At 34.4% G+C, this 20,845-nt stretch carries 17 protein-coding genes; 12 read left to right on the top strand and 5 right to left on the bottom strand.

What is annotated here, in order from left to right; translation table 11 throughout:
• Positions 1 to 223 precede the first annotated feature (223 nt).
• From NU08_RS13760 to NU08_RS13725, 8 genes are all read left to right on the top strand, one after another.
• Complete coding sequence (locus NU08_RS13760; RefSeq protein ID WP_129747760.1) at positions 224 to 538, top strand: hypothetical protein; 315 nt, start codon at positions 224 to 226, stop codon at positions 536 to 538.
• A gap of 222 nt (positions 539 to 760) precedes the next feature.
• Positions 761 to 1,450, top strand: a complete 690-nt coding sequence (locus NU08_RS13755) for a hydrolase (RefSeq protein ID WP_008467690.1) — start codon at positions 761 to 763, stop codon at positions 1,448 to 1,450.
• Between the two features lie 173 nt (positions 1,451 to 1,623).
• Positions 1,624 to 3,411: an amidohydrolase gene (locus tag NU08_RS13750; RefSeq protein ID WP_129747759.1), complete on the top strand. Its 1,788-nt coding sequence runs from the start codon at positions 1,624 to 1,626 to the stop codon at positions 3,409 to 3,411.
• Between the two features lie 5 nt (positions 3,412 to 3,416).
• Positions 3,417 to 4,784 carry an alginate export family protein gene (locus NU08_RS13745; protein ID WP_129747758.1) on the top strand — a complete coding sequence of 456 codons (1,368 nt, stop codon included), beginning with the start codon at positions 3,417 to 3,419 and terminating at the stop codon, positions 4,782 to 4,784.
• A gap of 25 nt (positions 4,785 to 4,809) precedes the next feature.
• Complete coding sequence (locus NU08_RS13740) at positions 4,810 to 5,370, top strand: 2'-5' RNA ligase family protein (RefSeq protein ID WP_129747757.1); 561 nt, start codon at positions 4,810 to 4,812, stop codon at positions 5,368 to 5,370.
• Positions 5,371 to 5,561: 191 nt separating this feature from the next.
• Positions 5,562 to 6,485, top strand: a complete 924-nt coding sequence (locus tag NU08_RS13735; protein WP_129747756.1) for a helix-turn-helix domain-containing protein — start codon at positions 5,562 to 5,564, stop codon at positions 6,483 to 6,485.
• Positions 6,486 to 6,783: 298 nt separating this feature from the next.
• Complete coding sequence (locus tag NU08_RS13730) at positions 6,784 to 7,506, top strand: SDR family oxidoreductase (RefSeq protein WP_129747755.1); 723 nt, start codon at positions 6,784 to 6,786, stop codon at positions 7,504 to 7,506.
• Positions 7,507 to 7,795: 289 nt separating this feature from the next.
• Positions 7,796 to 8,560, top strand: a complete 765-nt coding sequence (locus tag NU08_RS13725; protein ID WP_129747754.1) for an SDR family oxidoreductase — start codon at positions 7,796 to 7,798, stop codon at positions 8,558 to 8,560.
• A 116-nt stretch (positions 8,561 to 8,676) separates the two neighbouring features.
• Here NU08_RS13725 and NU08_RS13720 read toward each other — a convergent pair whose 3' ends face one another.
• The 3 genes from NU08_RS13720 to NU08_RS13710 all read right to left on the bottom strand — a co-directional run bounded on the left by NU08_RS13720 (position 8,677) and on the right by NU08_RS13710 (position 11,012).
• Positions 8,677 to 9,081, bottom strand: coding sequence for a hypothetical protein (locus NU08_RS13720; RefSeq protein ID WP_242502559.1), 405 nt, complete (start codon positions 9,079 to 9,081; stop codon positions 8,677 to 8,679).
• 192 nt (positions 9,082 to 9,273) lie between these two features.
• The gene (locus NU08_RS13715) at positions 9,274 to 9,978 is read right to left on the bottom strand and encodes a LytR/AlgR family response regulator transcription factor (protein ID WP_129747752.1); all 705 of its coding nucleotides are present in this window, start codon (positions 9,976 to 9,978) and stop codon (positions 9,274 to 9,276) included.
• Positions 9,975 to 11,012 (bottom strand): sensor histidine kinase, encoded by a 1,038-nt coding sequence (locus NU08_RS13710; RefSeq protein WP_091493292.1) that lies wholly within the window; start codon positions 11,010 to 11,012, stop codon positions 9,975 to 9,977. The genes NU08_RS13715 and NU08_RS13710 overlap by 4 nt, the downstream gene beginning before the upstream one ends.
• A 173-nt stretch (positions 11,013 to 11,185) precedes the next feature.
• Between NU08_RS13710 and NU08_RS13705 the strand changes: the two genes are divergently transcribed.
• The 4 genes from NU08_RS13705 (at position 11,186) to NU08_RS13690 (ending at position 19,271) form a co-directional block, all read left to right on the top strand.
• Positions 11,186 to 12,571, top strand: coding sequence for a TolC family protein (locus NU08_RS13705; RefSeq protein WP_008467700.1), 1,386 nt, complete (start codon positions 11,186 to 11,188; stop codon positions 12,569 to 12,571).
• 12 nt (positions 12,572 to 12,583) lie between these two features.
• Positions 12,584 to 15,868 (top strand): efflux RND transporter permease subunit, encoded by a 3,285-nt coding sequence (locus tag NU08_RS13700; protein WP_129747751.1) that lies wholly within the window; start codon positions 12,584 to 12,586, stop codon positions 15,866 to 15,868.
• Positions 15,858 to 16,946, top strand: a complete 1,089-nt coding sequence (locus NU08_RS13695; RefSeq protein ID WP_129747750.1) for an efflux RND transporter periplasmic adaptor subunit — start codon at positions 15,858 to 15,860, stop codon at positions 16,944 to 16,946. Before NU08_RS13700 ends, NU08_RS13695 begins: the two co-directional genes overlap by 11 nt.
• A 387-nt stretch (positions 16,947 to 17,333) precedes the next feature.
• Entirely contained in the window at positions 17,334 to 19,271 is a 1,938-nt protein-coding gene (locus NU08_RS13690) for a hypothetical protein (protein ID WP_129747749.1), read from the top strand.
• 105 nt (positions 19,272 to 19,376) lie between these two features.
• Here the strand turns inward: NU08_RS13690 and NU08_RS13685 are convergent, their stop codons facing one another.
• Both NU08_RS13685 and NU08_RS13680 read right to left on the bottom strand, forming a co-directional pair.
• Entirely contained in the window at positions 19,377 to 19,610 is a 234-nt protein-coding gene (locus NU08_RS13685; protein WP_129747748.1) for a hypothetical protein, read from the bottom strand.
• A gap of 678 nt (positions 19,611 to 20,288) precedes the next feature.
• Positions 20,289 to 20,837, bottom strand: a complete 549-nt coding sequence (locus NU08_RS13680; protein WP_129747747.1) for a type 1 glutamine amidotransferase domain-containing protein — start codon at positions 20,835 to 20,837, stop codon at positions 20,289 to 20,291.
• Positions 20,838 to 20,845 lie beyond the last annotated feature (8 nt).

Raw genomic sequence — 20,845 nt, 5'->3', positions numbered from 1 at the left:
AGTTCTGTCAAAAACTGAAATCAAAAACAAGAAGAAAACTTAGTATCTGAACATCTTAGCATCTTGGAAACTTAAAAAAATCTTTTCTTGTTCTAGATTAAGTTGAAGCAATAATGAAAGCAATAAATTTGTAAAGTAAAATCACAAGGTCTGTGAAACTGAAATTCTAAAATAAAAAAACTTAGAATCTTAGCACCTCAGAACCTCAGAAACTAAAAAGAAAATGAAAACACTTGAATTCTTATTACTCGGAAAAAACGAAGCGATTCTGGCCATTTTACTTCGCCTTGTAAATGCTTATGAAGACTGGAATGCAGTCGCATTTAGCAACGAAACAGAAGCTCAGGACTATTTTCAGAATCACAAAATCGACGTTGTGCTATTGAGCTCCGGAATCGAAGACCATGTCGAAAAAGAATTTACTTTATTTTGCTTACAACAACAGCCAGACGTAGAAGTAATTGAACATTTTGGCGGAGGAAGCGGATTATTAAAGTCCGAAATCCTTCACCGATTACATCTAAAAGGAAAAATTTAGGTACCGCATTTTTCTCTTTTCAAAATTCATTAAAAGCTTAACGAATCATTTAACGAATATCCAATTTTTAATAACGATATATCGCTAGGATCACTATTGCCTTTTCTGAAAAACCTTTTAAAATCAATACATTACAAACAAGGCATTTATTTTGAATGCAAGACACTGAAAATCAAATACAAAATATTTAAAACCTTTATTTAACAACAAAATCAAATTATCATGAAAAAATTAATCCTTACAGCAGTTTTATCTTTAGTAACTTTTATTGGATTCGCTCAAAAACCAAGTCCGTCACTTTTAGACCCTACAAATCACAGTCTAGTTTTAATAGATTACGAAAGCCAGATGGCATTTGCAGTAAGCAACATTCCAATCGACCAATTGCGCAACAACACGGCTCTAGTAGCTGGGGCTTCAAAAATATTCAAAGTACCGACTATCGTTACAACTGTTGCCGAAAAATCTTTTAGCGGACCTGTTTTTAGAGAAATTGAAGAATTCTACCCACAAAAAACTTCAAACTATATTGACCGTACCACAATGAATACTTGGGAAGACGCTCCTGCACGCAAAGCAATCATTGCAACTGGTAAAAAGAAAATCGTATTTGGCGGTTTATGGACAAGTGTTTGTATTGTTGGACCAGTTTTATCAGCTATCAACGAAGGATATGATGTTTATGTAATTACAGATGCAAGTGGTGACGTTTCTAAAGAAGCTCATGAAATGGCTGTAACTCGTATGGTTCAGGCTGGTGCACATCCTATAACCTCATTGCAATATTTATTAGAATTACAGCGTGACTGGGCTCGTCAGGAAACTTATGTACCTGTAACCGATTTAGTTAAAAAATACGGCGGAGCTTATGGTGTAGGTGTTCAATATGCGCACGAAATGTTGAAACACTAATAATTTTAGGAATTAAAAAATTGAGAATTAAAAATTAAAAAAATCTTATAGATCCGCTAAACCTGCGTGAAAAACTAAAAGTTTGAATCTCTTTTTTAAAGATATTTTACTTAACCTTTAATTTTTAATTCTCAATTTTTAATTAAATCTACCAAACCAAAAATACCACAATCATGAAACTCTCTTTCAAACTAATAGCTTTTCTTTTAATCATTTCCCTCCCTGTTTTTGGGCAAAATAAAAAAGCTACTCTCATTGTTCATAATGCCATAATTCATACTCTGGACAATAAAAATACAGTTGTTGAAGCCATGGCCGTGGCAGATGGAAAAATCCTAAAAACGGGCAAAAGCAGAGAAATCTTAAAATTAAAAGACAAAAAAACAACAATAATCGATGCCAAAGGAAGAACGATTATTCCTGGCATATTCGATTCTCATATGCATATTATCCGAGGCGGAAGGTTCTACAATACAGAATTGCGTTGGGATGGTGTTCGCTCTCTAAAAAGAGCTTTAGCTATGTTGAAAGAACAGGCACAAAGAACGCCAAAAGGGCAATGGGTGCGTGTTGTCGGCGGGTGGAATGCTTATCAATTTGAAGAAAAAAGACTTCCAACTTTAGCAGAAATCAATGATGCAACGGGCGAGGTTCCAACATTTATTCTTCATTTATATGGACATGCTTATTTGAACAAAGCAGGTTTAGAAGCTTTGAAAATTGATTCCAACACGCCAAATCCGAATGCAGGATTGATTGAAAAAGATCCAAACGGAAATCCAACAGGATTATTGGTGGCAGAACCAAATGCTTTCATTCTATATTCGACTCTTGCCAAACTTCCCGAATTGACGCAAGAAGAAAAATTCAATTCGACTAAACAATTTATGACCGAAATGAATCGTCTTGGCGTAACTGCAATTATGGATGCTGGAGGCGGATTTCAAAATTTTCCTGATGATTATGGTGTAACCAATGGTTTATGCAAAGACAGCGATTTAACTGTTAGAATGCCTTATTATTTGTTTGCGCAAAAAGCAGGTACAGAATTAAACGATTACACCAAATGGATGCAAACCGTTGAAATTGGCGAAGGCTGTGATGACGATCATCATTCGGATAAAGTAGAATATCACGTTCAGGGTGCTGGAGAAAATTTGGTAATGAGCGCAGGAGATTTTGAAAACTTCGACAAACCAAGACCAGAACTAAGTCCAGCGATGGAAGGACAATTAAAAGAAGTATTATCTTTATTAGTGAAAAATAGATGGCCGTTCAGAATTCACGCTACTTACAATGAAAGCATCACTAGATTTTTAAACGTAATAGAAGACATCAACAAAGAAACACCTTTAAACGGACTTTTATGGTTCTTTGATCATGCTGAAACGGTATCTACAGAAAATTTAAAACGAATTAAAGCTTTAAATGGCGGAATCGCAATCCAGCATAGGATGGCGTATCAAGGAGAAAGTTTCATTAAAAGATATGGAAAAACAGCTGCTTCAAACACAGTTCCATTAAAGAAAATGTTCGAGCTAGGAATTAAAGTCGGAATGGGAACTGACGGAACACGCGTAGCAAGCTACAATCCTTGGGTTGGTTTATATTGGCTCACAACAGGAAAAACTTTGGGCGGCTTAAAATATATGAATGATGAAAATATTGTTGACAGAAACACTGCTTTAAAACTATTCACGTACGGAAGCGCCCAATTAATCAATATTGAAAAAGATCGAGGAATGCTGGCATCTGGAAAATTGGCCGATTTCGCTATTCTTTCTGACGATTACTTCTCGACTTCTGAAGAAAAAATCTTAAATATCGAATCAAAACTTACAGTAGTAAACGGAAAAGTAGTTTACGCTGATAATGACTTTAGAACCTTTGCCAACGAAAAACCCAAAGCAATTCCAGACTGGAGTCCGGTAAATTACTTTGGAGGTTATCAAAAAAACTAATTCAAATGAAAAACACATTCTTCTTATTGTTGCTTTTGGGAATCATTTTTTCTGCAAATGCACAACAAAAACCAGTTTTCCAAAGGCTGCGATATGAGGATGATTTCACTTATCTAAAAGCAGATTCGACCAAAACTTTATACGAGAGAATCAAATATATTCCGTTAGGAAAAAACGATAGATATTATGCCTCAGTTGGCGGTGAAGTAAGGTTGCAATATACATATACAGTAAATAATAAATGGGGAGACGAAGCTGATGACGATGGGTACTTACTTTCCAGATATCTGTTTCATGCAAATGTTCAATTGGGAGCTTTCAGAACCTTTTTTGAATTGCAAAGCAGTTTAGCAAATGGCAAAACAGATCCCAGTCCAGTTGACGAAAATCAGCTAGACATTCATCAGGCATTTCTCGATATTGATTTTATTAAAGAAGAAAATGAGCAATTGACATTGCGTTCTGGAAGACAAGAAATGATGTACGGTTCACAGCGTTTAATTGCAGTGCGTGAAGGTCCAAACAGTCGACTTGCATTTGATGCAGTAAAACTATTTTATAAAAAAAATAACTGGCAGTCAGATGCATTTTTCACACATCCTATTGCCAATAAACAAGGAACTTTTAATGATAGTTTTAATGAAAACGCAAAATTTTGGGGAAGTTATACTGTAATTCACAAAGTGCCATTCATTCAAAAAATCGATCTGTATTATTTAGGCTTATGGAAAAGCCGATCTGTTTTTGATGATGCCATTGGGGAAGAAAACAGACAATCTGTTGGAACCCGAATCTGGAAAAATAAAGGAACTTGGAAATACGATTTTGAAGGCGTTTACCAATTTGGAAACATCAATCAAAAGACAATCTCAGGCTGGACACTTTCATCTTTTGCCTGTTATACTTTCGAAAACATAAAATATACGCCTGAAATCGGATTGAAAACAGAAATCATTTCTGGCGATAAAAGCTCGGGAGATACTCACTTACAAACTTTTAATCCGTTATATCCAAGAGGCGCTTATTTTGGATTAGTTGCCTTAATTGGCCCTTCTAATTTAATAGATGTTCATCCTTCAATTAATTTTAGTTTATCGGAAAAATGGACACTTGGAATTGATTACGATATTTTCTGGAGACAAACCTTGAGTGACGGTATATACGCCCCTAACATGCAGCTTTTATATTCTGGAAAAGACACAACGGAACGTTTTATTGGTTCGCAATTAATTTCGAATGTAAACTACGACATGAATAATCATTTAGGATTTACACTAGAAACGGGTTGGTTTAATGCGGGCAGTTTTTTAAAAGAAGTGGGGTCTGGAAAAGATTATTTTTACACCGCATTGACAGCACAATTTAAATTTTAAATTTGTGTAATTCAAAATCCTAAAAATGGAAAAAACATATTCGGTTGTATTTTATTCAAAAGATTTAGTTGAACCCGTTAAAAAGCTGAAAGATTTTTTAAGAAGTAAAATCGATTGGTACAACAGCTGCAATTCTGAAGCACATATCACGATTTGTGAATTTACAATCGACGAATCTGAGTTCGATTCAATTAAACAAAAGCTTTCTAAAATTTCAGATACTTTTTTCCCTTTCCCCGTATCATTAAATCATTTTGATGCTTTCCAAAATAGCGGCGCTTTTTTTATAGGTGTAACCGAAGATTCAAAAAATAATCTAGTGCCTATCATGAAAAAGATTCATGAAGCCTTTAAGTTTTTAAAACTCAAAAAAAGTGATAATCCGCACTTGTCAATCGGAAGAAGATTAACACCCGAAAACCTTAAAATAGCTTCTGAGCTTTTTACCGCAATTGATCTTGAATTTGAATGCAATGAAATTGTTTTAAGGGAATTCGATCCCAAAGTAAAACAGTTTTTTGTAATTGATGCTTTTCCTTTCGGAAGCAATCCTGAACCTGAATTTGTACAGGGAAGTCTGTTTTAATTTTTTTTAACTACAAAGACGCTAAGGCGCAAAGATTTTTTAAGTAATTTCTTAAAATGCGAAAAAACTTAGTAAAAGTTTGAAACGAAATACAAATAAAATTGCACAACAATATAAAAAACTTCGTGCCTTAGCGCCTTCGTGGCAAAAAACATTTTTTCGTATATTTGAATTTCGCAATTCATCACGATATGAAATCCCTAGATTCATTTTACAAAGAGATTACCGAAGGCTCAACTGTTGACCCAACTTCATTATTGCCAAACGACATTCAAAAAGAAATCGGACATTTTAATGTTTTTGATATCAAAGAACTTCTAGAGCGTATGAAAGGAAAACCTGGAATGCCTTATGACAGAAGAGCGTATTACAAAATAAGTTTAATAAGAGGCCACAACAAAGCGGAATATGCCGATAAAGTAATCGAAATCGAAAAACAGGGATTGTTATTTGCAACACCAAAAATCCCATACAATTATCTGCCACAAGACACCAATCAAGGGGGACAGTTTTGTGTTTTTACCAGTGAATTTTTATCGAAAAGCAAAAGCGGAATCGATCTGGATGAACTTCCAATTTTTGCTTCAGACGGTTATCCAATTTTTCAGCTTTCGGACGAAGAAGTAGAAGAAGTCTCTTTGATTTTCAATAAAATACAAAAAGAAATCAACTCCGATTATATTTATAAGTATGATTTAATTCGAAATTATGTCGCTGAGCTAATTCACTTTGGACAAAAATTACAGCCTATAACAGCTTTGTATTCTAAACACAATTCGGCAGCGAGAGTTTCTTCTTTATTTGCTGAATTGTTAGAAAGACAATTCCCAATAGAATCGCCAAATCAAAGATTAGAATTAAGAACAGCAAAAGATTTTGCCGCAAGATTATCAGTCCATGTCAATCATTTAAATAAAGTTTTAAAGGAAAATACCGGAAAAACCACAACAGAATTAATCAGTAACCGATTAACAAACGAAGCCAAAATCCTTTTAAAACAAACCGATTGGAATATTTCTGAAATCGCCTATTCGCTTGGTTTCGAAGAATTAGCGCATTTTTCTAATTTCTTTAAAAAACAAACTTCCTATACACCAATTGCTTTTAGGAGTTAAATATTTTAGATTGTAGATTTTAGATTTTAGATTTTAGATTGTTGCCAATAGTTATCTCAAAGCTTGTCCTCCTGAGCGGAGTCGAAGGATCGCATGCTAAATCCATACAGTATGTTTTACGGAGCGTGTCCTTCGACTCCGCTCAGGAAGACATAAACTGAGATTTTGGAATTTGGAATTTTAAAAATTGGAATTTCACTATCCTGATTTGAATTTCGCAAACATCGGTTTGATATTTACAACTCCCCAAGTCTACTTCGCTCCTACCTTTGTCTTATCAAATTAAAAGAACGAAAAGATGAATTTATCAGACAACAAAATTTTAATAACTGGCGGTGCAAGCGGTATCGGACTTGGACTTGCCGAACGATTTATTCAGGAAAACAATACCGTAATTATCTGCGGAAGAAGAGCTTCTCTTCTAGAAGAAGTAAAAGCTAAGTTTCCATCGATTATTACTAAAGTATGCGATTTGTCTATAGAAGAGGAACGCATTGCGCTTTATCAATGGATTGCAGCAAATCATCCTGATTTAAATGTTTTAGTCAATAATGCTGGAATTCAAAACTGGATGAACATAACAGATGCTGACTTTTACAATAACATGAAAAATGAGCTTGCCACAAACATCGAAGCTCCTTTGCATTTAACTTCGCTATTTATTCAGTTGTCCTCGCTAAAAACAGTGATGAATGTAACTTCTGGACTGGCATTTTCTCCTTTTGCAAAAGTCCCGGTTTATTCGGCTACAAAAGCATTTTTCAGATCATTTACACTTTCGCTTCGTCATTTATTAAGAGAAAAAAATATTGAAGTGGTAGAAATTATTCCACCCGCATTAAACACAGATTTGGGCGGAATCGGACTTCACGACGCACATCCAAGTGTAAGCAGTTTTATCGAATCTATTTTCGAACAATTGAAAGAAGGCAGACAAGAACTTACTTTCGGCACCAGCGAAACGAGATTAAACGCAAGCGCAGAAGAATTGAGAAATCATTTTAATGCAATGCATTCTTAATTTTAAATTAAACACATAGAAACATAGATTTTAGTAGTGAATAAAAGGCGTTTCACTTTTAATAAAACACACAGGCTATGTGTTAGAAACTAGTTTCTTTATATAATCTTCTAAAGAAAAACAAAATCTATGTTTCTATGTGTTAAAAAAATAAACACAACTATTTGTCTTCATGAGCGTAGCCAAAGGACATTCTAACTATAAAGGTCTTCGACTCCGCTCAGACTGACAACAAACAACAAACAACAAACAACAAACAACAAACAATAAACAATTAACACTATATAAGATGGCAGTAAATACAAAAATAGCTCTAGTTACAGGCGGTAGCAGAGGTTTAGGAAAAAACATGGCAATTGCGATTGCAAAAAAAGGATTGGATGTAATTATTACCTACAACAGCAAAAAAGACGAAGCTGATTTGGTCGTAAAAGAAATTGAAAATTTAGGTCAAAAAGCGGCTGCATTACAATTGAACGTTGCAGAATCAGGAACTTTTGATTCTTTTTTCGAAAATGTAAAAACAGTTTTGAAAGACACTTTTAAAACAGACAAATTTGACTTTTTAGTTAATAATGCTGGAATCGGAATTCACAATTCGTTCATTGGAACCACTGAAGCAGAATTTGATCAATTGACTAACATTCAGTTTAAAGGTCCGTTTTTCTTAACTCAAAAAGGACTTAATGTAATGAATGACGGTGGCGGAATTATAAATATTTCAACTGGTTTGGCAAGATTCTCTTTCCCAGGTTATGCAGCTTATGCTTCTATGAAAGGCGCAATGGAAACTTTGACAAAATATCAGGCAAAAGAGTTGGGTGCCAGAAAAATTAGAGCCAATATAGTGGCGCCAGGCGCTATTGAAACTGATTTCGGCGGCGGAGTTGTTCGCGACAATGAACAAATGAACCAACAAATTGCTTCTGTAACAGCTTTGGGAAGAGTTGGCCTTCCTGATGATATTGGCGGTGTAGTTGCCTTTTTATGTACTGAAGACGCCCGCTGGATAAATGCACAAAGAATTGAAGCTTCTGGCGGAATGATGCTATAATAGTAAACCTAACAGGTTTTAAAAACCTGTTAGGTTTGTTATAAAACAAAACCCGATAAGCATTAAAAACTCATCGGGTTTGTCATTTCAAATAATATTTGAATTAGTAAAGCGTTTTAATTTTTTTCTACAGAGACATCAAAACCTCCCTCTGCATCAAAAACAATATCATAAAATTTAGTGTCTTTTGTTACGCCTACTTCGTAGGTTGTTTTTTTCTTATCGTCTACCACCATTGCAATTTCTTGAATCGCTTTTGCTTTGTAATTCTTTTTTAGATAAGACTGTGCTTTTATTGGAAGCTGTTTAAACGGAATCTGCAACTCATACGCTTTCATGTTTCCCAGATTATCGTAAATCGCTACTGCTTTGGTTCTATCATCTACATTATATCGCGCCTCAAATCTAATTTCATCTGCATCGTCTCCAACATATTCTTCAGACCAGACTGGCACTTTTCCCGGATATTCTCTTTCAAAAGCAAATCGAACCTTTTCTGGAGGTGTAATTACCTTTTTCATATTCGTTCCCTCTTGGGCTATTAAAAAACTACTGCATAAAAAAATAAAAGATAAAAACACGTTTTTCATAGTTCCATTTTTTAAAATTAAACTTTAGCAACGTATTAAAATTAATAATTTTTCTCTTACGATAAGATGAAGAAATTAACATTTTTTATCCACTGAAAAAACTCTTTAAAATCAAGTATTCAATTATAATTCTAGTTTTTTTAATCGGTCGGTTAGCTCTCTTTTATACGTAATTCCAATTGGGATTCTTTCGTTTTTGATGACTACAAAATCTTTTTCTGTTGCATCAATTTTATCCAGAGCTACGATATATGATTTATGAATGCGCATAAAACTCTTTTCTGGAAGGCATTTTTCAAATTCTGTTGTAGTAATAGAAGCCAGATAAGTTCTTTTTGTGGTGTGAAGTTTTACATAATTGCCAAAACTCTGTGCGTATAAAAGCTGATCTAATTCGATATCCATCAAATAACCATCTACTTTTACGCTTACCGAATTTACGGTTTCTTCCGCTTTTTGTTTCACACTTTCTGTCGCAAAAAAACGGTCAATTGCTTTTAGAAATCTTGGAAAATAAATAGGTTTTAGCAAATAATCAATTACACCGTAATCGTAGCTTTCAAGAGCAAATTCAGAATACGCTGTAGTCAAAATGGTTTTAGGATGCGTTGGAAGAATTTTGAGCAGTTCCATTCCAGAAATCTCTGGCATATTAATATCTAGAAACATTAAATCGACTGGATTCTCTCTGAGATAATTCATCGCTTCAATACCATTATATCCCTGAAAAACCAGTTCTAACTGCGGATTCTGCTTTATATAATTAGCCAGAACATAATGCGCAGCGGGTTCATCATCTACAATAATGCATTTTTTTGTTTCTCTCATCCTACAAACTTTTTAAGCTGTATTTCCAAATCTACAATATAAGTCTGTCTATCGTCTTTTATATCTAATTTATAGTCTTTTCCATAGATTAAATTAAGACGTTCAATAGTATTTTTTAAACCAATTTTAGTAGAAACCACATCATTTTTCTTCGGAATTGAATTGGTTACATGAAGATGCAGCAATCCATTTTCTACTGAAATTGTAATTTTCACAAAACACTTTTCAATAGCACAGGTTCCGTGTTTAAATGCATTTTCAATAAATGCAATTAACAGCATTGGAGAAATTTTATACGTGTATTCGTTATCAACTTTATTTTCAAAAGTAATATCGCATCTATAGCCTACGCGCTCTTTTTCTAGCTGTACATAACTGTTTATAAACTCCAGTTCATCTTCTAAAGATACGCATTGTTTGCTGTTACTTTCCAATTGATAGCGCATTAATTGCGAAACCTTCATAATTAAATCGGGCGTTCTATCTGGAAACTGAAGGCTGATTCCGTAAAGGGTATTGAAAGTATTAAACAAAAAATGCGGATTTAATTGTCCTTTCAATGAATTTAATTGCATTTGATTGAACAATAAAGCCGCATCGGTTTGTTTTCTGTGAATACGATAAAACTTAAAAACAATAATCGGACTTAGAATGCAGACCAAAGTTCCTAAAACACTCGCCAATTGGTACAAATAGCTTCTCTGGTGTGAGTTTTGGTACAAATTCCAGTTGGCAAACATATCCAGCATTGTAATTTCATACAAAATGACCGAAAAAAGAAAAACACCAAAAAGCGTCAGGATAATATAAGTGAAAGGTTTATTAGCTTTGAATAAAATTGGAAGTAAAAAAAAGCGGTTAAACTGCGCATGCATGTATAAAATGCAATAAAAAAATATCCCCATCAAAATAGAAACGAAGGAGCTAAAAAGCATCCAGTCATTCTTAAGGGTATAAATTGTAAATGAAAAAAGGACAACAGCAACCTCCTGCCACCATTTGTTATCCAATATGTTATCAATTTTTTTGTTCATTCTTAATTGTGAAATAGTTTACAAAGTACGCACAAATATTTAATTATTTTTTTCAAAAAATGACCAATTCAATTCGTCATTTACTAGTGCAGTACATCACTTAACCTGACTTTTATCAGTGTAAGAGAAATAAATTTGTTGCATCAAAAATATTCTATATCACACTTGAGTTTATGTATTTCAAAAAAATTACCTTATTATTTTTATTGATTTTTGCCTCAGCCGGCTACGCTCAAACCCTGTCTTTAAAAGAAGCCATAAAGATAGGACTTGAAAACTACGGTTCTATCCGAGCAAAAAACAATTACACCAATGCATCAAAAGAGACTCTCAAACAATCTCGCCGTGATTATCTGCCAAACCTGAACTTATCGGCACAGCAGGATTACGGAACCGTAAACGGACAAAACGGACCGCTTTATGGTTTTGGAGGTTTAGGAGTTGCTTCATCAGGACTTCCGTTGCCAGAGCAAAACTGGAACTCGGCATTTGGTGCACTTTATTTAGTCAACATGAACTGGGATTTTTTCACTTTCGGAAAAACACAGGAAAAAATCAATTTATCTAAAATTGATGTTCAGGCTAAAGAAAAAGATTTAGAGCAGGAAAAATTCCAGCAGGAAATCAAAATCTCGGCGGCTTATTTAAATTTATTGGCGAGCCAAAGATTACTGATTTCGCAGCAAAAGAATTTAGACCGCGCAGAAATTTTCAAAAAGACCGCCGTTGCAAGAGTTAAAAACGGATTATTGGCTGGAGTTGACTCCACTTTGGCTACAGCCGAAGTTTCTAAAGCAAAAATGGCTTTAAACCTCGCTAAAAATTTCGTTAAGGAACAAAACAACAAATTAGTCGATTTAATGGGCGTTGCACCGCAGGATTTTGTTGCCGATACTCTTTTTGTAACTCAGATTCCGAAAGAATTGGTAACCAAAGAAACGGCTACAGATAGCCTTCACCCATTGTTACAATTCTATAAAACGAAAATCGATTACAGCAATCAGCAAGTTAAATTGTATAAGAGATTCTATTATCCAACCATGAGTGCTTTTGGCGTTTTACAGACCAGAGCCTCGGGATTTGATTCTTCTTATGCCACCAATCAAAACGCATTTACGAGAAATTATTGGGACGGCGTAAATCCAGATCGCACGAACTATTTAGTTGGTGTTGGAATTACGTGGAATTTAACCACACCTTTCCGTTCAAGCAAACAAGTAAGCGCTCAGAAATTTGTATCTCAAGCTCTGCAGGAAGAATACAATCAGGCTGATAGAGAGTTGAAATCTCAGCTGGCTTTCGCCGAAGATAAAATCAAAATCACTTTGGAAAATTATGCCGAAGCGCCGATTCAGGTTGATGCCGCACAAAGAGCTTACATTCAGAAATCGGCATTATATAAAAATGGTTTAACCGATCTAACCGATTTAACGCAAACCATTTACACGCTGAACCGTGCTGAAATCGATCGAGATATTGTCAATAATAATGTGTGGCAGTCGTACTTATTGAAAGTCGCTGCAACAGGAAATTTTGACTTATTTATAAATGAATTTTAATTATAAATCCTAATGAATTTAATACGTTTTGCACTCCGCAAACCCATTTCCATTTTAGTACTGGTTGCGGGTCTATTTTTCTTCGGAATTGGTGCCATCAAAGACATTAAGGTAGATATTTTACCAAAAATGAATTTGCCGGTTATCTACATTGCGCACCCGTTTGGAGGTTATACGCCAGACCAGATGGAAGCTTATTTTGCCAAAAACTACGTAAACGTTTTACCTTTCTCAAATGGTATCAAATCGGTAGAAACTAAAAATATTCAGGGGTTAATGATTATGAAATTAACCTATTATGAAGGAACCAATATGGCGCAGGCAGCTGCCGAGTTAAGTGCGCTTTCAAACAGAATCCAAGCGGTTTTCCCTCCAGGAACACAACCTCCGTTTATCATTCGTTTTGATGCTTCTTCACTGCCAATCGGACAATTGGTTTTGAGCAGTAAAATCAGATCAAATAATGAATTGCAGGATTTGGCCAACGTTTATGTTCGTGCTTCTTTTACTTCGATTCCCGGTTTGTTATCTCCAGCACCATTTGGAGGAAGCCCAAGAACTATCGAGATCAACGTAGATCCAGATTTATTGCGTTCGCACAATATGACGCCAGATCAAATCGTAGAAGCGATTCGTTTAAACAACCAAACGGCTCCATCAGGAAACGTTCGTATGGGCGACAAAAACTATATTACGCCAACCAATAATACGATTAAAGAAATTAAAGATTTTGAACAGATTCTGTTATTCAAAGGCGGTGTTCAAAACTTAAAACTAGGCGATGTTGCGTCTGTAAAAGACGGTGCCGACATTACAGCGGGTTATGCATTGGTAAACGGAAAACGTTCGGTTTACATTAGTATCGCAAAAGCGGGAGACGCTTCTACTTGGGATGTGGTTCAGAAATTAAAATCAGAATTGCCTAAAATTCAGAGCACACTTCCTGAAGATGTAAAATTATCATATGAATTTGACCAGTCGGTTTATGTAATCAACTCGGTAAAAAGTTTGATTACTGAGGGAATCATTGGTGCGGTTCTAACAGGATTAATGGTTTTATTATTCTTAGGTGACCGCCGTGCGGCTTTGATCGTAATTATGACGATTCCGATTTCGGTTATTTCGGGAGTTTTATTCCTAAAATTATTCGGACAGACGATTAACTTAATGTCTCTTTCAGGATTGGCTTTGGCAATTGGTATTTTGGTTGACGAAAGTACCGTTACGATCGAAAACATTCACCAGCATCTCGATATGGGGAAACCCAAAGCACTCGCCATTTGGGATGCCTGTAAAGAAATCGCTTTACCAAAATTATTGATCCTTCTTTGTATCCTTGCCGTATTTGCTCCAGCATTTACCATGGTGGGTATTCCAGGAGCGTTGTTCTTGCCTTTGGCTTTAGCAATTGGTTTCTCAATGGTTATTTCGTTCTTATTATCTCAAACTTTTGTGCCTGTAATGGCTAACTGGATGATGAAAGGGCATGAAAAACACGATCACGGACCAGAAATTACAGACGATGAAGCGGAGTTTAATGACTGCGGTTTAACACCAGAATCTGAACAAAATCTGATTACACAGAAAAAAGTATATGTAGAAAGAGAAGATACCAATAACAACGGAAAAATCAGCGCTTTCGAACGCTTCAAGATTCGTTTCATGCGAACATTAGACCGTTTGTTTGTTCACAAAAAAATAACCAGTATCACATATCTGATTTCTGCAACTGCGCTAGCTATTGTATTTATTACCTTTATCGGAAAAGACGTTTTCCCAAGAACCAATTCGAGCCAATTCCAATTAAGAATGCGCGCTGTTGACGGAACGCGTTTGGAAAGAACAGAAGAACAAGCCAGAATTGTTTTAAAAGAATTGGAGAAAATGGTCGGAAAAGAGCATATCGGAATTTCGTCTGTATATGTGGGTCAGCACCCTTCTCTATTCTCGATTAACCCAATTTATCTGTTCATGGCAGGTTCTCACGAAGCGGTTTTCCAAGTGAGTTTAAAAGATTATGAGGCAGATATGGATGACTTTAAAGATGAATTTAGAGCAAGACTTAAAAAATTGCTTCCAGATACTAAACTTTCTTTTGAGCCGATCGAATTGACGGATAAAGTTTTAAGTCAAGGTTCTCCTACTCCAATCGAGATACGAGTGGCTGGAAAAGACAAAAAGAAAAACGAATTGTACGCGACTCAAATCGTAGATAAACTAAAAGCGATTTCGTATTTCAGAGACGTTCAAATTGGTCAGCCAATTCATTATCCAGCAATGAATATTGATATTGACAGAACCCGTGCTGCCGAATTGGGAGTTGATATGAATGATATTTCGCGTTCGCTTGTGGCTTCAACCTCATCTTCTCGTTATACAGAAAAAAATAACTGGGTAGACGAAAAAGCAGGATTATCATATTCTGTTCAGGTTCAAGTGCCATTGAATAAAATGAAAAGCAAAACCGATATTGGAGAAATTCCGGTATTAAAAAATTCGCTTCGTCCGGTATTGAGTGACGTTGCCAAAATTACACCGGGATTTGTGAGCGGAGAAAATGACAATTTAGGGGCCATGCCATACATTACCGTTACGGCAAACATCTATAAAACCGATTTGGGGACGGCATCAAAAGATGTGAGCAAAACAATTAGTTCATTGGGCGAATTACCTCGTGGTTTGTTTATCACGCCAATCGGATTAAGTACTGTATTGACAGAGACATTAAGCAGTTTACAAACAGGATTATTGGTCGCTGTGTTTGTAATCTTCTTAATGCTGGCCGCTAATTTCCAATCGTTCAAAGTTTCGTTGGTAATCTTAACAACAGTTCCTGCCGTAGTTTTAGGATCTTTATTAATGCTGACTTTAACTGGTTCAACATTGAATTTACAATCGTATATGGGAATCATCATGTCGGTTGGGGTTTCTATTGCCAACGCCGTACTTTTGGTTACCAATGCCGAACAGCTTCGAAAAATAAACGGAAATGCCTTAGAATCGGCTCGTGAAGCTGCTGCGTTGCGTCTTCGTCCGATTATCATGACTTCTGTTGCGATGATTATGGGAATGCTGCCAATGGCAATTGGACACGGCGAAGGAGGCGATCAAGTTTCTCCGTTAGGAAGAGCGGTTATCGGTGGATTATTATTTTCTACTTTTGCCGTATTATTGATCCTTCCGCAGATATTTGCGTGGGCACAAGAAAAAACATCGACACAATCTGTTTCTTTAGATCCTGAAGACGAAGAAAGCATCCATTATATCTCATCTTTAAAACCAAAAAATGAACACTAAAATTACAAAATATAGCCCGCTGTTTCTAGCAGCAGTATTTTTCCTTAACAGCTGTAATTCTAAAAAAGAAGAACCTGTTAAAGCAGAAATTGAACCTAAAGTAGAAACTTTCCTTTTAGCGAAAGAAAAACTAACAACAGAATTGCGTTTGCCAGCCGAATTAACCGGTTTCCAACAAGTTGATTTGTATGCAAAAGTGAGCAGTTTCGTAAAAACCTTAAAAGTTGATATAGGTTCTAAAGTAAAAAAAGGACAGCTTTTAATTGTATTGGAAGCACCAGAAATCAGTTCACAATTGGCTGCTGCCGAATCGAGACTGAAATCTATGGAAGCGATTTATGCAACCAGCAAAAGCACTTACAACCGTTTGTACGAAACGAGCAAAGTAGAAGGAACGATTTCTAAAAACGATTTAGAAATGGCAAGCGGTAAAAAGAATTCTGATTATGCACAATATCAAGCAGCAATTGCAGCGCACAAAGAAATTTCTATTATGAGAGGTTATCTTGAAATTCGTGCTCCTTTTGATGGTGTTGTAGCAGCTAGAAATGTCAATTTAGGAACATTTGTTGGTCCAGCAGGAAAAGGTTCAGATTTACCTTTATTAACGATTCAGGAGCAAAGTAAATTACGTTTGGCAGTTTCTGTTCCAGAATTGTACACAGGATATTTACACCCAGGCGACGAAATGAGTTTTAATGTAAAATCGCTGCCAGAAACTTTTACAGCAAAAATTACCAGAATGTCTGGCGCTTTAGATTTAAAATTACGTTCTGAAAGAGTAGAAATGGACGTTCATAACACCAAAGGAAATTTATTACCTGGAATGGTTGCCGAAGTTTTGTTACCGCTTAACGCGAAAGACAGCACATTTGTAGTGCCAAAATCGGCAGTAGTAAATTCTGCGGAAGGTTTATATGTGGTAAAAGTAGTAAACCACAAAGCGACAAGAGTTGACATTAAAAAAGGAAGAGAAATCGAAGATAAAATCGAAATTTTCGGCGATTTGACTCCAAACGATAAACTGGTGAAAATTGCCAGCGAAGAAACTAAAGAAGGTGATGTCATAAACGAATAACCTGCGTTTTAGTCTTCTTTTTAGTAGATTACCCAAAAACTGTACGCATTCTTAGGAATGCAAATTTTTAAATTTGCCTTAACAGCCCTCCATTTATTTGGAGGGCTGTTTTTTTTATTTTCAAAAAGTAATGCGTTTCTTTTTAAACTTTAATCTATTTTCAAAATAAATATTTCAAAAAGCAAACGGGTATATATACCTATTAATTTTTAATTATTTATTACTACTCTTGTTTTCGAAGAATTTAATTAAAATTATGGTTTTCCATAAATGTATAATAAATCAAACATATAAATTTCGCACATTATTAAGTATAATACTTAATGACAAGTTTTTTAAACAAGAAATATAAAACTAAACTTAGCTTTTTTATAAACATTTAGAATTATGAGTAAAAACTTTACTTTGTTTAGATTGAATTGTATGATGGATGATAATAAATCTAAAAACTATAATTCAATTCTAGTATCAGTAATATCAGAAATATTATTTGAAAATGACAACGTGGAAATGGATCGAGAAAAATGCTATTCATATCTAGTCAACGATTTAAAAATTAAAGTACAAAAAGATATTTTCATCAGAATTATAGAAAAGAGCTCTTATTTCATTCATATACCAAATTCAACTTATGTTGGAATTAAGTTAACGGATCAAAAGTATGCGGAAATTAATGACAACGTAACCAAACATTCTATTAATAAACACATTAATGATTTTATTGATAAGAAAAGATTGCCTATAGTTTTAAGAACATCTATAGAATCTCTATTGTTTCATGCTATATATGAAAACATTAATTCATTCGCAATTCAAAGTATAGACTCAATAATTCCACTAAATGCTAAAGAAAAATTCAGAGTAGATGAAATTAATGCTTTCAACGATTTTTTAAACGATTCTAGCTTAGAAAAGAATATAGTATTATTCAATACCTTTCTTAAGGCTGTTGAATTCGCAATTTTAACTTCTGGAAAAGGAGTAAGCGAATTTACACAAAGTATATTTGCTGGAAAAGAATATTTCCTAGACACAAATATCATTTTCAGACTATTAGGAATAGGAGGAATTGAAAGACAAGCTACATTAACCAATTTAATAAAACAATGCAATCACCAAGGCATCAAGTTTTTTTATACTGGTGAAACATACCAAGAGTTCAAGAGAAAAGTAGATGCAAGTACATTGGAAATAAAAAGAGCTACAGAAAGTAGATCCATAGTTTTGTTAGAAGAAATGATTAAAGATAAAATAGAATTTAATCACGATTTTATTACTCATTACACACAGTACAAAATTGACAAAAAAGTTCGCACACCTGATCAGTACACAACAACCATAATGGCTGATTTCAGAACATTATGCGCAGAACAAAATATTACTCTTAAGTCATTTGAAAAAGAATTAAAGAAAAAAAATATTGAAAATTTACAAGAGGAATTATTTAGCAATAAAAAAACATTAAATCATTATTCAAAATATACTAAAACTGCTGCTAAAGTTGATGCTATAAATATTTTATCCGTAAATTTCATCCGAGGCCAAAATAACTACAATTATTCAGATATTAAATCTTTCTATTTATCGACAGATCGAACTTTAAACAAAATTTTAGCAAAAAAAGCTGAGGATAAAATAGCAGAAACAATTTTGCCATCACAATTATTTATCTTACATAATTCACTTTCAGAAACCGAAGATGAAAAAGATTATGAAGCATTTACCAAATTCTTAAAGAGAAGAACTACTGAATTTAAATATACGGGAAGACAAGTACTAACTTATATAGAAGATATAAGAACACATACAACTGAACCCCAAAATATTAAAGAGATATTAAAAGCTTACTCAGACCGAAAATACGAAACATCGCTTGATATTGATACTGAGCCCGAGTATATACCAATAAAAGAGTTTGCTGAAACTTATGCAGATAATAAATTTAGAGAAGCGGAAATAGGCGATGTAAAATATAAAAAAGCTTTAGAAAAAGCTCAGGCAGATTTTCCAATATTCCTTAAGTCTACAAAAAGAATCATGAAAATAATCGATGTAACTATTACAATTCTATTAATTCCAGCTTCTGTTATATTTCTTAAACAATTAGTTGACAACATTATAGTTATTTTTGCTGGAACCTTGTTTATTGAAGGTATAAAATTTCTTCTAACCTCAAGATTTGATTTGTATGCTGGGTTGTCAAATGGAATATTTATGATCAAAGTAAAAAAAGCAAACTTCCACAAAACATTCAAAGAAATAGATTCAACATATATTAATGATGCGACTGAATATATAAGTAAAGGAATAAAAATATGGTCCTAATGCTTCTTAATTAATTCATGACTGTTTAAAAAATTTATTTTAATCATAAGGTTTATAATAAAACCTCGACCTTAAAAAAATCGAGGTTTTTCCATTTTATAAACTCTACTCTTCACTCAAATAAGGATTCAAAATCTCCGCCAATTCATTGAGCCAATAATAATTGTCTTCAAAATTGGTTAGTCCAATTTGGAAGGTTTCGTGTTGTCGCATAACGCCGAGCGCTAAAATGCAATTTACTTGTCTTAAGATTTTAGCCATATCTTCGGGAGCTATAATATGGTCAAAAAAATCAATCAGCCTTGTTTCGGCTTCTTTGGAAAGGGTGTTTGAATTCATAATGTCGTAGTATTAGGAATATAAAAACCCTTGCATCTTAGTGTTCCTAACGCCTACGACAGCGTTTACGGTCGTTTCCGATACCGTACACATAATACAAGGGCAAGTCTTGTTCAAATCTAAAGTCGTAATTATAGGAACTTCAAATGTAAGAAAACTTTTTTAAAAAGAAAGATTTTTCTTTCAATATTGTTTCTATATTTATCAACTATATAATATACCAAATGTATAAAATCATTAGTAGAAATAATCATTTTTAAAATTATATGAATTGTCTTGAGAAAGTCCCAGCGGGACGAAATATTTATAGAAAATAATTTTTCCCATTTCAAAAGAGCCCCAGCGGGGTGAAATCTTGTCTACAATATGCCGCTCCGCTGGAGCTTTTGGTCGGTGCGTTTTTTGAATCTATAAATATTTCATTCCTCTGGAATTTTATTTTGCAGATTTAAAAACCACATTTTAATTAAAAGAATCAATTGCCTCCAGCTTTAGCTGGGGGGTTTAAATAAAAAACACAATAAGGCTTTATCCAAAATGTGTGTTTTGGCTAAAGCCTTATTACTATTCAATCTTTTATTCCCCTAGTTAAAACTAGGGGCTATCAATAAAAAAATGCAAGACCAAATTGATCTTGCATTTTCTATAATTTTTATAAATCTAAAAGAAAACAACTTTTTACGCTCTCTGACGTTCATGTATTCCCTCTTTAATTTCTTCCACCATTTTTTTATTAAAAGCGGGTAAATCATTCGGGTTTCGGCTGGTTACTAATCCATGGTCTACGACAACTTCTGAATCTTCCCATTGCGCTCCGGCATTTTTCAAATCGTTTTTAACAGAGAAAAATGATGTTACTTTTCGACCTTCTAAAACATCAGCATCAACCAGAATTTGAGGTCCATGACAAATAGCAGCTACTGGTTTTTTACTTTCAAAAAAAGAACGTACAAAATCTACTGCAGCTTCTTCTCTTCTTAATAAATCAGGATTTATTACTCCTCCTGGCAGAACCAAAGCATCGTAATCGGCTTCATTCGCCTGATCTAATACAACATCAACATTATATTCTTTGCTCCAATTTCCGTCTTTCCAAGATTTGATAGTTCCAGATTTCAAACTGACGATATCTGCATTCCAACCTTGCTCTTCCAGATAGGCTTTAGGCGATGCTAATTCTGATTCTTCGAAACCGTTTGTGGCTAATATGGCGATATTCTTTTTCATAATTTCAA

It is taken from the genome of Flavobacterium anhuiense, from assembly GCF_004151235.1.
Taxonomy (GTDB): domain Bacteria; phylum Bacteroidota; class Bacteroidia; order Flavobacteriales; family Flavobacteriaceae; genus Flavobacterium; species Flavobacterium anhuiense_A.
The sequence above is the reverse complement of the archived record's forward strand: the minus strand, read 5'-3'. Positions and strand labels throughout refer to the sequence as shown.